Annotated in this window: 12 protein-coding genes; 9 read left to right on the top strand and 3 right to left on the bottom strand. The window is 44.3% G+C overall.

All coding sequences use genetic code 11. From position 1 onward, the window contains the following. Positions 1 to 37: 37 nt before the first annotated feature. From EKM67_RS00725 to EKM67_RS00715, 3 genes are all read left to right on the top strand, one after another. Entirely contained in the window at positions 38 to 301 is a 264-nt protein-coding gene (locus tag EKM67_RS00725) for a diacylglycerol kinase (RefSeq protein WP_225417257.1), read from the top strand. Between the two features lie 954 nt (positions 302 to 1,255). Beyond that, a complete protein-coding gene (locus EKM67_RS00720; RefSeq protein WP_125576269.1) occupies positions 1,256 to 1,948 on the top strand; it encodes an SGNH/GDSL hydrolase family protein in 693 nt (230 codons plus the stop codon). A 94-nt stretch (positions 1,949 to 2,042) separates the two neighbouring features. Continuing rightward, on the top strand, positions 2,043 to 2,246 hold the full coding sequence (locus tag EKM67_RS00715; RefSeq protein WP_125576267.1) for a hypothetical protein: 204 nt from the start codon (positions 2,043 to 2,045) through the stop codon (positions 2,244 to 2,246). 41 nt (positions 2,247 to 2,287) lie between these two features. Here EKM67_RS00715 and EKM67_RS00710 read toward each other — a convergent pair whose 3' ends face one another. Continuing rightward, the gene (locus EKM67_RS00710) at positions 2,288 to 2,860 is read right to left on the bottom strand and encodes a restriction endonuclease (protein WP_125576265.1); all 573 of its coding nucleotides are present in this window, start codon (positions 2,858 to 2,860) and stop codon (positions 2,288 to 2,290) included. A 130-nt stretch (positions 2,861 to 2,990) separates the two neighbouring features. Beyond that, positions 2,991 to 3,818, bottom strand: a complete 828-nt coding sequence (locus EKM67_RS00705) for an AraC family transcriptional regulator (RefSeq protein WP_125576263.1) — start codon at positions 3,816 to 3,818, stop codon at positions 2,991 to 2,993. A gap of 913 nt (positions 3,819 to 4,731) precedes the next feature. On the opposite strand from EKM67_RS00705, the gene EKM67_RS00700 reads away from it, so the two are divergent. The 3 genes from EKM67_RS00700 (at position 4,732) to EKM67_RS00690 (ending at position 10,063) form a co-directional block, all read left to right on the top strand. Further along, a complete protein-coding gene (locus EKM67_RS00700) occupies positions 4,732 to 6,486 on the top strand; it encodes an ABC transporter ATP-binding protein (RefSeq protein ID WP_125576261.1) in 1,755 nt (584 codons plus the stop codon). Next, positions 6,470 to 8,260: an ABC transporter ATP-binding protein gene (locus EKM67_RS00695; protein WP_225417256.1), complete on the top strand. Its 1,791-nt coding sequence runs from the start codon at positions 6,470 to 6,472 to the stop codon at positions 8,258 to 8,260. The genes EKM67_RS00700 and EKM67_RS00695 overlap by 17 nt, the downstream gene beginning before the upstream one ends. A gap of 837 nt (positions 8,261 to 9,097) precedes the next feature. After that, complete coding sequence (locus tag EKM67_RS00690; RefSeq protein WP_125576260.1) at positions 9,098 to 10,063, top strand: Gfo/Idh/MocA family protein; 966 nt, start codon at positions 9,098 to 9,100, stop codon at positions 10,061 to 10,063. 72 nt (positions 10,064 to 10,135) lie between these two features. Here the strand turns inward: EKM67_RS00690 and EKM67_RS00685 are convergent, their stop codons facing one another. Further along, positions 10,136 to 10,819, bottom strand: coding sequence for a GntR family transcriptional regulator (locus EKM67_RS00685; protein ID WP_125576258.1), 684 nt, complete (start codon positions 10,817 to 10,819; stop codon positions 10,136 to 10,138). A gap of 202 nt (positions 10,820 to 11,021) precedes the next feature. Between EKM67_RS00685 and EKM67_RS00680 the strand changes: the two genes are divergently transcribed. The 3 genes from EKM67_RS00680 to EKM67_RS00670 all read left to right on the top strand — a co-directional run bounded on the left by EKM67_RS00680 (position 11,022) and on the right by EKM67_RS00670 (position 14,898). Further along, positions 11,022 to 12,641: a mannitol dehydrogenase family protein gene (locus EKM67_RS00680; protein ID WP_125576256.1), complete on the top strand. Its 1,620-nt coding sequence runs from the start codon at positions 11,022 to 11,024 to the stop codon at positions 12,639 to 12,641. Beyond that, on the top strand, positions 12,641 to 13,720 hold the full coding sequence (gene uxuA, locus EKM67_RS00675) for a mannonate dehydratase (protein WP_125576254.1): 1,080 nt from the start codon (positions 12,641 to 12,643) through the stop codon (positions 13,718 to 13,720). Before EKM67_RS00680 ends, uxuA begins: the two co-directional genes overlap by 1 nt. A 230-nt stretch (positions 13,721 to 13,950) precedes the next feature. Then, positions 13,951 to 14,898: a sugar kinase gene (locus EKM67_RS00670; protein WP_125576252.1), complete on the top strand. Its 948-nt coding sequence runs from the start codon at positions 13,951 to 13,953 to the stop codon at positions 14,896 to 14,898. Positions 14,899 to 14,966 lie beyond the last annotated feature (68 nt).

Here is a 14,966-nt window from a genome sequence, read left to right as displayed (position 1 = left end):
ACAATCACTAAATTTCACAATTATTGAGGTGTTAAAAATGCTGTATTGGTTATTGGTTTTTATCTTTTTCGTTGCGTTGTTGATTGCCAGCAACTTCATGTTAAAATCACTCAAGAAACGTGGGGTCAAAATCAACCGCTGGATTTGGGCGGCGGCCGCATTTCTAGTCGTCATCATTCCTAAGCTGATTTTCCCACACATGAGTACAGCATGGACGATCGTTCTACTTGTTTTCTGTTGCGTCTTTGCAGTCAACTTCATGAGCGAGCAACATCAGTGGCTGATCGATAAGAAACTCTAGCCAGCAGCATTAATAGCGCTGTTTCCAAACATAAAGCTAACCCTAGCTAATAAAATGGTTCCAACTGGCACTATGCCAATTATCGAAAAAATCATCCATTCAGTTGGATGATTTTTTTTGCACTATTTTTGGTGATTTGTTGTAGAATTTAAGGGGTAAGTAGTTTAAGTGCTGGGAATTTGAAGGTTTTGTTTGCGTGAGGTTGGATTTTAAAACTTCAAACTGATGCTTGAAGGCTTTGTTTGCGTGTGGTAGGAGTTTGTTTGGTTCCGTCAGAACGCTCCAGAAAATAGTTGCGCCTCGCTGTGGGGATGACTTCAAGCCTTTTCAAGCCCACAAAAGTCTTGAAGATCACCCTTGTTCTAGCGGGACTTGGGTTTGGCGGATGACTGCATTATTGCGCAACATATCCGAGAACATTTAGGAAATAATTTGGTCCCGCAAGAACAATTTCACTGCGAGGCGCAACTTTTTCTTCCGCGTCCTGACTCATCTCGGCAGTTTTATAGTGCTGACTCCAGTCAACGGCTAGTCCTGTGCGACTGGTTTGTACCGCAACCGTTTTTTGTAGAGGACGAAAGGCGGACTTGATTACCGTTCAGACTTTATTGACGAGCTATTCTGAGTAAAGACCACAATGTCAATCAAGTTTGAGGAACCCTGTTATTCAGATCCTAGCCTAGACGAAATAAGTTTAGGCAGAAGTTGCGGAAGAAAATAGTGGGATTGCAGTGGTATTTCTGTTAATGAGCGGTTTTGGCGAATTTACAGAAAGAGAAAATGTGAGATCCTGTGGTTTTCAGGAGCTCACATTTTAGGCGGAAGAATTTCCGGTTTTTGGAAATCCTGCAGCCGTCCCCACAGCAACTCCCACTATTTTCTGGAGCAACTTCTGCCGGAGGTAGATAAAATTTTCAAGCAAATTTAAAAATAAAAAAAGAGGTTTAATTCATCATGACACTCGCACAATTAGCCGGGCAAAAAATATACGCGTTCGGCGATTCATTAGTCAAAGGACACACCCTAAAAGTCGGCATGATCGATCAGGCAGCCGCAAATGAAGGCATGATCCTGGAAAAATATGCGGTCAACGGCGCGACAATCATGCCGACGCAGCCGAACGATCATAGTTATGCCAGCGATAATCAGATCCCCGACGTCGCCGCGCAAATCAAACTCGCACCAGCTGAGGCGCCTGCCTTAATTTGTTTCGATGGCTTGGTCAACGACGCATCGATCGGGTTGCGGCTCGATCCCATTGGTCAGTTGACCGATTCGTATCGCGGCGGTTATGATCTGACCACACCTTATGGCGCGTTCGAAAATGCGTGTGCCCAATTTCGGCAGAAATATCCGCATACCCAAATTTTGTACGTGGCGAATCACCACATCGCCAATAATCCGTTGGCCTTACAAGATCAGATGCACGATTTGGCGCTGGCAGTTTGTCAAAAGTGGTCGATCGATGTGGTCGACGTTTATCGCGATGGCGGTATCAACACGAACATCGCGCAAATGGCCGCTGATTATTCGTACAACGGTGAGGGATCCGATCGTGATGGAGATGGCACTCATTTGAACGCAGAAGGTTACGCGAAATGGTACGCGCCACTGATCGAAGCCGCCATCGAACGACATTTTTCTTAAGCGTTAAACTAATTGCACGTCGCGCTGTCTAATTAGTCGACTTTTTCAGAATGAGGGCTTATGATTAGCTTGCATTAAGAAAAGGGGAGATCATATGCTCGAAATTAAGTATCATGAAGGTCAAGAAGCGCGCTCAATTCAGTACAAGTCACCGACAGATTTCGTTGCGGTCCAGCAATTGGAAGTGCCCGATCTCGAGGATTATTATCGAATCGACGAAGTTTTGCTCGACGGTCAGCCTCAGCGTCAATTCGCGGGTGTGACAGTGGGTGAATTGTTCAATGCTTATAATCATTAAGATTTAAAAACCAACGACATTTTGTAACTGTCGTTGGTTTTTTAGTGGGCTGAATTTGCTTTTCTAGTTTTAATTTTTTCAAGCCATTGTGTTAAAATTTCCCGGTCAACGAGTTCGACGCCGACACCATGCGCTAATTCCTGTGCGCCCGACGTGAATTTCGTATTGGTGATCACGACCGGATTTTGCAAATGATAGAAGGCACAGCCGGTATAAATTTCTTGGACGGCGCTATTATCGACGGGGTGATCATATCGTTTACACTGAAAACCGTACGTTTCTTGCTTGAGCTCGGCCTTAATATCGACGCCCTGATCACGGGTTGCGGGGGTCACCTCGACGTTTTCGAAGCCACTTTTCTCCAGCAATTCTGCGGCGTACTTTTCAAAATCGAGGCCGTCCATTTTATCGATCTGGCGTAAAGTAGTTCGCTTGAAACTGAAAAAGTGCAGGTAGGCGAAAATTAACCACCAAATAAGTAGCAACAAACCACCGATAATCAGCCAGGCTTTAACAATATTCTGCTGGTTGAGCAGTAAATATTTGCGGGCGAAAAGATAGACGATCCAGATGATCAAATATAAAAAAGATGCCGCATAACGAAATTTACGCATACAAAAACTCCTTAACTAAAGCTGCTCTCAAAGAAACCAAATGATGAATAGAGAACATATGTTTCACTATAGCAAAAAAGCAGTCGCGGAACAACCGACTGCAGTCTGAATTATATCTGGCTTCATTGATTTATTTTTCATCGACTTTTGAAGGAGAGATCCCGTAATATTTCTTGAATAATTTACTGAAATGGTAGGCATCTTCGTAACCGACCGCCGACGCGATCTGTTTAACGGTGGTGTCTTCATCCTTCAATAATTCGTGGGCGTTCTTTAAACGCGTCTGGATCAGATAATTGATCGGACTCATATTGGTGGCGTCCTTGAAAGTCTTCGACAAATACGCCGGACTGACATAATTTTCGCGAGCCAGTTGTTCGAGGGTGATATCCTCGGTGTAATGATTATCCAAGTAATAAATCACGTTGGTCACGAGTTGATTCTGCCTTTTTTCGGTGTTAGAAATAAACGGCTTCTCCGAATTTTCGGGGCGAACAGCCAACCCGCGAAGAATATTAACTAAAATTTCGATGATGATTGCTTTACCTAGCAGTCGATAATCGCTCTCTTGATGACTGAGTTCATTGACGAGCTGCCAAGCCTTGTCGATAATTTTGTATTGATATTCACCGATCTCGAGTTTAGGCGCCTTGTTCGGTAAATGATTGCGAGATAAGTCGTGCAAGGCAATATTGCTGATGCCGATGTGTAATTGGTGGGAATAGGTGTCTTTTTTCTGATGTTCGGCATGTTGAACGCCGGGATTAAAGACGAGGATTTGCCCGGATTGGATTTCTGACCAGTGATTGTCGAACCAGTAGGTGGCTTGGCCTTCGAGCATGATACTGATTTCTAGAAAATCGTGTGAGTGGCGTTCGTGTTGGCTTTCGGTCTTGTTCCACGGGTCGAAGGCGTAGAGAATGTCTGGGTTGAAAGTTTTAGCATCTGTAAAACTCATGAGGGATCTCCTTTGAGGTTTGGAAAAATAATTTTGTGCGGTTCCGGCGAAATTTGTCGTGGGAACCGGGAAACTGCTGTGGGGACGGCTGCAAGCTTTTGGAAATACGCCAAAAGTTTTCCGCCTAAAATTTGAGCTCCGAAAAACCGTCGGATCTCAAATTTCCCCTTTCTGTAAACTCACCAAGACCGTTCGTTAACAGAAATACCACTGCAGTCCCAGTTCCCACCACAAATTTCGCCTAGTCTATTCAGAAGAGCTCGATATTTTTAACGTTGTGTATTTAATTTAGCTTTCTAAATTTTTGATGCGCAAAACGGAAATTACCAATTTAGACACACGACCAATTTTAAAATAAGTGCAAGTACAGTTGAAAAAGCTATTTTGATCAATTTTCAGCCTAATCGGCGCCTATTTTAAAATTGGTCGTGTGTTATTTTGCGCAGATTTGAAATTCATCACAATTTTTATTTTGTTATTTGGATTAAAGGCAACCTTGAGAATCAACTTCCAGGAACCCTGTTAGTCAAATCCTACGCTCAACTAAATTAAGTTTAGGTCGAAAGTGCTGGGGCAGGCAGTTGTGGCAGTGACAACCATGTTGGTGGGCCGTTTTTGCCCGCCTTACATGGTGGATCGTATTTGAGAGGCGTTTTTTCCGAGGCTCAAAGCGGAGAGCGGTCCCACAGCCACAGCCCCGCCTGCCCCAGCACTTTCGACCGCAGGTAGATTATTTTTCAAGAACGCAAAATTTAAAACGGTTCCACAAATAACATTGTACATGTTTTTTGTGAGAATTCACCATTTTAATCTGCCTGAAAACAGAGATAATAGTCTCTTGTAGATCAAACCGTATTTTATTGGCGCGAAAATTAACGGATCCAAAATTTTCAGTTGAGTAAAGGGGTATGAAATGAGCAATTTTCAATGGATTTGGCAATATGTCAAAACCAACCGCAACAAATTATGGGTCGCGGTAATTTTCTTCTTGATCAGTACCGCATTGATCCTGATCAATCCGTATGTGATGGGGCAAATCGTCGACCAGGTGATCGATGGCCATCAGGATAATTTATTGATCCCGCTATTATTGTTAATGATCGGCGTGACTGTTGTGCGGACGATCACCCGCTATATTTATCAGCTTATTTTTGAGCAGACTGGGCAAAATGCGTTGTTCGATCTGCGCGAGGATATGTATCGCAAGTTGCAGGAATTGGATTTTGATTTCTTCAATCACACGCGGGTCGGCGATATCATGACGCGTATGACTGGGGACACGGATGCCATTCGTCATTTTATTTCTTGGGTGAGCTACCAAGTGCTTGAATGTGTGTTTTATTTTGTGGTTTCGATTATTGTGATGATGACGATCAGTTGGCAACTGACTTTGGCATTGGTCGCAGTGACGCCGTTGATTTTTATTTTGACGCGACTAATGGCCAAGGCGCAACATCCAGTCTTCTTCCAGATCCGTCAGAGTTTTTCGCGATTGAATTCAATGGTCGAGGAAAATATTAGCGGCAATCGTGTCGTTAAAGCGTTTGTTCGTGAAGATTTCGAAATTAAAAAATTCAACGAGCACAACGAAGATTATAAGCAGCGCAATATGGATGCTGCCAACGTTTCTAAGACTTACTTGCCGTGGCAAGATGGGACCGCGAATAGTTTGAGCGTGATCGCCTTGATTTTTGGTGGTTATTTGGTGATCAAAGGTCAGATGACCCTGGGTGATTTGGTGGTCTTCAACGGTTACTTGTGGATGCTGAACCAGCCGATGCGGATGAGTGGTTGGCTGATCAATGATGTGGAACGTTTCTCTGCGTCTTGCGTGAAAATTCGGCAAATGTTAGCGGCTAAACCAAGCATCGAAGTTCAACTGGGCCAGAAACCATTGCGTGTTCAAGGCAAAATCGTCTTCGATCACGTCAGCTTTAATTTCTCAGATGATCCAGAACATCCGGTTTTGTCCGATGTTTCTTTTGCGGCACAAGCGGGTCAAACCGTCGGTATCATTGGCGAAACCGGTTCTGGTAAAACGACTTTGGTCAACTTGATCGGTCGTTTCTACGATCCAACTTCCGGAACCGTGATGATCGATGACAAAAACGCTCGCGAGTATCCGATTCGCCAATTGCGGGACAATATTGCCATGGTTATGCAGGATGTCTTCCTGTTTTCGAATACGATTTCTGACAATATTTCTTTCGGGCGTCCAGATTTGGACTCGGAATATGTTGAATCGGTTGCGCGTGTTGCCGATGCCGATAATTTTATCATGAAAATGCCGAATGGTTACGACACGATCGTCGGCGAGCGTGGGGTCGGTTTGTCCGGTGGTCAGAAGCAACGGATCAGTTTAGCGCGTGCTTTGGCGAAAGATCCGTCGATTTTAATTTTGGACGATACCACTTCTGCCGTTGATATGGAAACAGAAACGAAGATCCAGCATGAGTTAGACGGATTGACCACGAAACGAACCACTTTTATCATCGCCAACCGGATTTCGTCGGTGCGCGATGCCGACTTGATCCTATTGCTGGAAAAAGGCCACGTGGTCGAATCGGGAACGCACGAAGAATTGATGGCAAAACAAGGCAAATATTACGAAGTCTTCCAGAAACAATTGGGATTAGAAAAGGGGGAGCAAGTTGGCACAACGGAATAAATCTGATGTTGATGAAGAGTTAACCGAACAATTCAACTGGTATGATTATGCGCGACTCGCACGTTATATCAAGCCCTACATGAAAAAAATCTATCAAATTTTGATCGTGATCATCTTGGCCAATGTTGCCGGCATGTTAGGCCCCTATTTTACCAAGATCACCATTGATTCGATCATCCCCAACAAGAACCTATCCGGCTTATGGCTCATCGGAATTCTATTTACGCTCTCGCTGTTTTTCATCGGGTGGTGCATGCGCTACCGGATTTACCACATTACTGAATTAGGCCAAGATGTTTTGAAGGACATGCGACTTGATATCTTCCAACACTTGCAAAAACTGTCCTTTTCTTACTTCGACAGTCGGCCACACGGGAAAATTTTGATCCGGGTCGTCAATTATATCAATACTTTAAGCGACTTGTTGAGTAACGGGTTGGTCAACTTGATCTCCGATATTTTCAACGTGGTGATCACGCTGATCTTCATGTTTGCCATCAATGCGAAACTCACTTTGTATAGTCTGGCATTGATTCCGATTTTGATCGTGATGGTCATGGTGATCCAGTCTAAACAACGCCGTGCTTATCAGACGCTGAGTAATAAACAATCGAATTTAAACGCCTATATTCACGAAAGTATCGCGGGAATCAAAGTGACCCAATCATTTGCACGTGAGCAGGAAAATTTCCGGATCTTCGACGAAACTAACGAAGATAATCGCCGCACCTGGATGCATGCCGTTAAAATTCAGTTCTTATTATGGCCAGGCGTGCAGAATATTTCCGTGATCACGATGTGTCTGATTTATTTTGTCGGTATTCGTCAAATCGGCGTCGAAGTTAGTACCGGGACGCTGATCGCGTTCATTGGCTACGTTAATAACTTCTGGAACCCAGTGATCAATATTGGGAACTTTTATAACTCGTTGATCACCGCAACGGCTTATCTGGAACGGATTTTCGAAACTTTGGATGAAAAGCCAGAGATCGTTGATCATCCCGGTGCTAAGCCATTGCCACAAATCGAAGGGAACATCACGTTTAAAGATGTGACTTTCCGTTACGAACCTGGCAAGGATATTCTGAAAGACGTTAACTTCCACGTGGACCATGGTCAGTCGGTCGCCTTAGTTGGACCGACCGGTGCGGGTAAAACGACCGTTATTAACCTCCTAAGCCGCTTCTACGACGTTAATGAAGGTGAGGTGTCTATTGATGGGCACAACGTTCAGGATGTCACCTTGGCCTCTTTACGTCGACAAATGGGGGTCATGCTCCAAGATACCTTTATTTTCTCAGGGACGATCATGGAGAACATTCGCTATGGGAAGCTGGATGCCACCGACGAAGAAGTCGTTGCGGCCGCGAAAGTTGTCCGCGCCGATGATTTCATCAGTGAGTTGAAGAATGGTTATGACACCGTTGTTGAAGAACGCGGGAGCACTTTATCCGCTGGTCAGCGTCAATTGATCGCCTTTGCGCGTGTCTTGCTTGCAGATCCGCGAATTCTGATCTTGGATGAAGCCACTTCGAGTATCGATACACGGACGGAAGAATTATTGCAATCTGGATTGTTGGCGTTGTTAGAAGGACGCACTTCATTTATCATCGCCCATCGCTTGTCCACAATTAAAAATTGCGATCAGATTTTCTACGTCGATGGCGGTAAAATCGCCGAGCACGGGACGCATGATGAATTAATGGCTGCGCGGGGGTTGTACTATAAACTCTATCAATCGCAGTATGATATGTTGAGATTGGCGCACGATTGATTTAAAAATAGTAAATAATTTCAAGGCAGACTGGAATCCATTAATGGATTTTGGTCTGTCTTTTTGAAATATTTTGACTACCTTCGGTCGTGGCTGCGTGGGGCAAGTGACGGCGGACTGTGGGGACGGTTCCAGGCTTTCCCCTAAGTTCTGGGGAAAGTCTTCCACCTCGATTTCGAGATTTTTCTCAGTCGCTAAACCCGGCTCCTGATAAAAATCTCGAAATGCGCCCCTGCTGTAAGCGACGATGAATCTGTCGCAACAGCAGTTTCACAGTGTCGTCACTTGCCCCACGCAGCCGCGACCTAAACTGGAATTAGGTTAGTGGTGAACTCGAAAAAACTGGGTTTGGGTGCATGATTTTATTTCATAGTCGACAACTTTACTGCGAGAAATATAATCACGTTTGATATTTTACCACTAAATATATATGTTGCTTAAAAAAGGCTTACACGGGTGAAAGTCCAGTTCAGAATTTAAATCTGTTTGCTAGAATAGACCCACAGAATTTGCGGAAGAGAATGAACAGCACACTGTGATAATGGTCTTAGCGACATGGTCCACCGTCGCTTAGAGCATGGGAAATTCGGAGATCTTGCGATTTTGGCAAGAGCTCCAAATTTAGGCGGAAGAATTTTGATGGGCTTCCAAAATCCTGCAGCCGTCCCCACGAGTGTGCTGTTCATTCTCTGGAGCAAATTCATACTGCCATCACCCACAATCCTTTTTTCCAGCACAGTACAATTTTTGTAAAGCGTATACATTTATTCAGGAATTGGTATAAGATAGACTTAGAACAACCAGTCATTAATTCAACACGTCAAGGGAGAAATCAATATGGCAACATTCAAATTCGGCATCATGGGAACCGGCGGCATCGCGGCCAAGTTTGCCGATGCAGTCCAGCTGATCGATAATTGCGAAATCACCGCGGTTTCCAATCGCACAGTCGAGAAGGCAAAAGTTTTCGCCGAAAAATATCACATTGAAAAAGTTTACGATGAATTCGAAACAATGCTCGCCAATCAATACCTGGACGCTGTCTACATTGCGACCACAACCGATGTTCATTATCGATTGGTGCAGCTGTGTATCAAATATAAAGTTCCGGTTTTGTGTGAGAAGGCCGCGTTTATGACCAGCACGGAAGCCATCTCGGCGCTAGATCATGCGCGCGATGAAAAAGTGTTCGTCATGGAAGCCATGTGGAGTAAATTCTTGCCGACTTATCGTCAAGCGCTGCGCTGGCTGACCGAAGGCAAAATCGGGCGTATTAGTGTGGGCGATTTTAAACTCGGCAATATTGTGGCGCAGGATCCGCATAATCGCTTCTTTGATCCACAACTCGGTGGTGGCGCGACCTTTGATTTGACGGTTTATCCATTTGATTTGACCACGATGTTGCTGGGCAATGAATATAATCATGTCGATGCGACCGCGAATTGGCGTTATGGCGTCGATATAACCGATCATGTTGTTTTGCATTACAGTACGTATCTGGCCACGATGACGACCAGTTTCGTCGCCGCGTTAGGCAATCAATTCGTTATTTATGGAGACGGTGGCAAAATTGTGATCCCGAATGCCAACGGCGCCACCGAAGCGTTCTTGTATGATGCGGCGGGCCAATTAATCGAGCATTATCAAGATACCGTGACGAAAAACGGCTTCACTTATGAGATCGAAGAAGTGATTCGCTGTGTGCGCGCAGGCAAATTAGAAAGTCCCGTGGTACCACATCAGCTGACCATTACTAGCGCACGTCTTTATGACAGAATTTGGGAACAGGCACCAGAACAATAAATTAAAAAAGTGGCATTCCTGTTTAACTAGTTGGTTAAATAAGGATGCCACTTTTAAATTTGCTGAGCTTTTTTAGTGCGTGGTCGTTTCCGGTTCGAAATATTCAGGCACAGCTTCTAAAACGACTTTCACATCTGAATCGACTAAATGCAAATGTGATTTGACCATTTTTTTCAGTGCTTTGGGATCATTTTCCTTCAACGCTTCGATCAAGGCTTGATGTTGCGTATAGATTTCATTCCAATTCAGCCCGCTGATTTCCAAGCGCAAATAACGGAAACGATTAAATTGCGCGTTCAATAATTGCAGCCAGTTCCAGACGAATTTCTTGTTGCTGATCTCGTAAAAATATTCATGAAATTGCTCGTCCAGACTGAAAAATTGATCGTAATTTTTGGCCTGCAGATAAATCGCCTGTAATTGTAAATTCTGTTCTAACTCGGCGATTTGCGCAGGGGTAATGACTTTCGCGGCGTCTTGGAAAATCAGACTCTCCAAATTTTCTCGAACGTAACGCGCTTGGTAAACTTCATCTAGATTGATTTTGGAAACATAGGTGCCACTTTGAGGGATCACCAAAAATAGGCCTTCACGTCGTAGCCGAATAATGGCTTCGCGCACCGGCGTTGTGCCAATGGCTAATTTGGTTTGGAGTTCCTTGGTTGTGATTCGCTGACCGGGCCGCAGTTCTAGCGTGATGATCATTTTTTTGATGCGTGCATAGGCTTCGTCTTGATAATTTTCGGGTTGTGCCATCAGGGTCACTTCATTTTCGAATGATTTAGTTGTTGCGATAAAATAATCAGCTACATTGTTTATAGTAAGCTAAATGTGCGCCAAGATAAAGACCGCGTTGAAAAACAGCTTAAGTCATTGACATTTTTGATAAAAGGCTTACACTAAACGAGTAAACTGATATATTAATATTTTAATTATAACAGGAGTTGAATAAAAAAACATGGTCAAACTAACCGATGACTATTTAACTGATCCCACAAAATTTACAGCAGAAAATATTGAACTACCTAAATTTTCACAGGTAGAAATGATTGCGGAAACAAAAAAAGCGCCAATTTGGGTGCATTTCGGTGGTGGTAATTTATTCCGCTGCTTCCACGCGAAGATTGCCCAAGATTTATTGAACGAAGGCGCCCTGAAATCTGGTGTCGTTGTCGCCGAGACTTATGATGATGGCGTGATCGATCAAATTTATTACCCATTTCAAAATCGGATGCTACAAGTGGTGATGAAACAAGATGGTAGTTACGAAAAAACGTTGATTGCCAGTGTGGCGGACAGTCTTTATTACAGCCGACAAAATCCTGTGGGTTGGCAACAACTGCGTGAGATTTTCGAACAGCCTTCGTTGCAGATGGTCACGATGTCGATCACCGAAAAAGGGTATCAACTGACAGACATTCATGGTGAATTATCTGCGGCAGCAAAAGCCGATATTGCCGGCGACCCCGAGCAAGCTAGCACGAATATGGGCGCGATTGCGCGGTTATTATTAGCGCGTTATAACGCAGGGGCTTATCCGATCGCGATGGTCAGTACAGATAATTTTTCAGAGAATGGTCAACGTTTCCAAGACGGTATTTTAACGATTGCGCGGGGTTGGCTTGATCATCAATTGGTTACTGCCGAATTTTTGGACTATTTACAAGACGCCACCAGAGTGAGCTTCCCATGGTCAATGATCGATCGCATCACGCCTAATCCTGCTGAAAATGTCGCCGAACAGCTGGCAGCAACTGGATTTGAAGATACGACGATCGTGCATACCGAAAAGCATACCAACATCGCGCCATTTGGGAATACTGAAGAGACACATTACTTAGTGATCGAAGATGCCTTCCCCAATGGCCGACCACCGTTAGAAAAAGCCGGTGTGATTTTAACCGACCGAGAAACCGTTAATGATGCGGATCAAATGAAGGTGACTGCCTGTCTGAATCCATTGCACACAGCGCTAGCTATCTTCGGCAGTTTATTAGGTTATGATTCAATCGCCGCGGAAATGGAAAATCCGATTCTGGTGGCGCTGATCAAACAATTGGGCTATCAGGAAGATCTACCCGTTGTCAAAGATCCTAAGATTATCGATCCTAAAGCTTTCATCGACCAGTTAATCGAACAACGCTTACCAAACAAGAATATACCCGACACGCCGCAACGAATTGCCAGCGATACGTCACAAAAAATTCCGGTGCGTTATGGCGTTACATTGCGCCACTATTTGGATGAGGGTCGTGATTTGAAGCAGTTGATTGCCATGCCGTTGATTTTTGCCGGCTGGTGTCGTTATCTGATGGCCATCGACGATCAGGGTGAAAAATTCGAACCTAGTCGAGATCCACTTTTATCAGAACTTCAGCCTGTTGTCGCCAATATTCGCTTAGGCGATCAAATCGAAGCACACGAAGTTTTGCAACCAATCCTCAGCAATAAAGAAATTTTCGGTTATGACTTATGCAAAATTGGCTTAGCCGAACAAGTTGAGACTTATTTCCAAGAGATGATTGCTGGACCGGGCGCGGTTATCAAAACGATTCAAAACGCATTGGAGGATAAATAATGGCAGACTTAAAAATGGGTTTCCGCTGGTATGGTGCCAACGATGATCCAATCAGCTTACAAGATATTCGACAGATTCCAGGCACCACTCAAGTTGTCGGCGCATTATTCGATGTGCCTGTCGGTGAAGTCTGGCCTAAAGAAAAAATTGGGGCGTTGAAGCAAGAAGTTCAAGCAGCTGGCCTCAAGCTGGAAGTAATTGAGTCGGTCAACATTCACGATGATATTAAAATCGGCTTACCGACGCGGGATCAATATATCGAAAACTACAAACAAACGATCCGTAATTTATCCGAGTACGGGATTAAAGTTATCTGCTATAATTTCATGCCCATTTTTGATTGGTTGCGAACAGATCTCCACTATCAACTCGCCGACGGTTCCAATGACTTAAGCTTTGAAGCTGACAAATTGGCGGATGACCCTCAAGATATTATTAATCGGGTCAAAAATAATTCCGAAGGCTATACCTTGCCTGGTTGGGAACCAGAACGACTGGCAACGATCGAACATTTATTTCAGGCTTATGCTGACGTGGATGAACAGAAGTTGTCTGAAAATCTGAAATATTTCCTCGATGCGATCATTCCCACTTGCGAAGAATGCGACGTGCGCATGGCGATGCACCCGGATGATCCACCACGTCCGCTCTTTGGCTTACCGAGAATTTATAAGAATCGCGAAGACATGTTGGCCATCGAAGAAATGCACGAATCGCGTTATAACGGCTTCACGATTTGTACCGGTAGCCTAGGTGAAAATCCAAAGAATGATGTACCGGCGATCATCCGCGAATTTGTCGGCAAGGATCGCGCGCCATTTATTCATGCACGAAATATTAAATTCATGAACGATAAATATGATTTCCACGAATCTGCTCACTTATCGTCAGAAGGATCGCTGGATATGTACGAAATCATGAAGGCCTTGCACGACTGCGGTTATTCCGGCTATATTCGCCCAGATCATGGCCGCAATATTTGGGGAGAAAATGGTCGCCCAGGTTATGGCTTATATGATCGAGCGCTAGGGATCACGTATTTGAATGGTTTGTGGGAAGCACTGGAGAAAAATAAATAGCCAGAATTAGTTTCCAGCCTGTCATTAATCGATGATAATTTTTAAAAACCGATGAAGATGAGTAGCTGAACATCAACGAAGCAGTAATCAGTTGATGTTCAGCTACTTTTTTGTCATCGTCAATGAACTTTGTGGTCGGTTGTTAACAGAGGGTTAGACTGGCGTCAGACCATAGCTTAGTCTACAATAATAGTGGATACGCTTTAATTAATGATGATGGAGTGAAATAGATGAACGAATTTGTAACGATTGGAGAACCATTAGTGGTTTACGCGGCGGATGAGGCAGACGTTCCTTTAAACGAGGCGACTCATTTCACGCGCTATCCCGCCGGAGCGGAATTAAACGTGACGATCGGTCTGAATAAACTCGGGGTCGCGGGCACATATATTTCAGCGTTGGGTGATGATTCGAACGGCCGATTCATTCGCCATTCATTAGAACAGTTGAAAATTTCGACAGATTATATTGCCAGCAATAAAGATGCACGCACCGGTATTTATTTCAAAGAACGGGTCACTCACGGCGATCCGCAAATTGAATATGCACGAGCTAATTCAGCGGCCAGTCAGTTACAAATGACCGATTTACCTAAAATAGATTTCAGAGGCGTGCGCGTTTTGCACTTAACCGGGATTTCTGCGGGAATTTCGCACACAATGTTTCAGAACGTGCAGCGATTAATTTTGGATGCTAAAAAAGCGGGCGTCACGGTTATTTTCGATCCTAATATTCGCCCAGCATTATGGCCGTCTCGGGATTCGATGATCCGCGCGCTCAACCACTTGGCAGGACAATGCGACATCGTGTTGCCGGGCATTGGTGAAGGTCAAATATTAATGGGTAGTCGCGATCCAGAGACGATTGCAGATTTTTATTTAAATATGTCGACGCCGAAACTAGTTGTCGTTAAAAGTGGCAGTACTGGTGCATTCGCGAAAAATGATAAGAACGAGCTTTATCAGATCGATGCTTTCCACGTTGAAAAAGTTGTGGATACCGTCGGCGCGGGCGATGGCTTTGCGGCCGGTTTTATTTCTGGTCTGCTAGCAAATCTGCCACTTGAACAAAGCTTACGTCGTGCCAATGCAGTTGGCGCGTTAGCTGTTCAGAGTGAGGGGGATAATAGTGGCTATCCGGATGTGGAACAATTGGAGACATTCTTGCAGGAAAATTAAATCCCGAATTGTCAAATCAAGTGCAACACTACTGATCTATTCTTATAAATTGGTATAGTTAGTCGTCT

This window comes from Lapidilactobacillus mulanensis, assembly GCF_003946215.1.
Lineage (GTDB): Bacteria > Bacillota > Bacilli > Lactobacillales > Lactobacillaceae > Lapidilactobacillus > Lapidilactobacillus mulanensis.
The sequence above is the reverse complement of the archived record's forward strand: the minus strand, read 5'-3'. Positions and strand labels throughout refer to the sequence as shown.

Bases quoted from the DNA above. Each gene is read 5' to 3' on its own strand.
- EKM67_RS00690 (WP_125576260.1), top strand. From the start codon at position 9,098: ATGGCAACATTCAAATTCGGCATCATGGGAACCGGCGGCATCGCGGCC.
- EKM67_RS00710 (WP_125576265.1), bottom strand. From the start codon at position 2,860: ATGCGTAAATTTCGTTATGCGGCATCTTTTTTATATTTGATCATCTGG.
- EKM67_RS00705 (WP_125576263.1), bottom strand. From the start codon at position 3,818: ATGAGTTTTACAGATGCTAAAACTTTCAACCCAGACATTCTCTACGCC.
- EKM67_RS00680 (WP_125576256.1), top strand. From the start codon at position 11,022: ATGGTCAAACTAACCGATGACTATTTAACTGATCCCACAAAATTTACA.
- EKM67_RS00720 (WP_125576269.1), top strand. From the start codon at position 1,256: ATGACACTCGCACAATTAGCCGGGCAAAAAATATACGCGTTCGGCGAT.
- EKM67_RS00685 (WP_125576258.1), bottom strand. From the start codon at position 10,819: ATGGCACAACCCGAAAATTATCAAGACGAAGCCTATGCACGCATCAAA.
- EKM67_RS00725 (WP_225417257.1), top strand. From the start codon at position 38: ATGCTGTATTGGTTATTGGTTTTTATCTTTTTCGTTGCGTTGTTGATT.
- EKM67_RS00715 (WP_125576267.1), top strand. From the start codon at position 2,043: ATGCTCGAAATTAAGTATCATGAAGGTCAAGAAGCGCGCTCAATTCAG.
- uxuA (WP_125576254.1), top strand. From the start codon at position 12,641: ATGGCAGACTTAAAAATGGGTTTCCGCTGGTATGGTGCCAACGATGAT.
- EKM67_RS00670 (WP_125576252.1), top strand. From the start codon at position 13,951: ATGAACGAATTTGTAACGATTGGAGAACCATTAGTGGTTTACGCGGCG.
- EKM67_RS00700 (WP_125576261.1), top strand. From the start codon at position 4,732: ATGAGCAATTTTCAATGGATTTGGCAATATGTCAAAACCAACCGCAAC.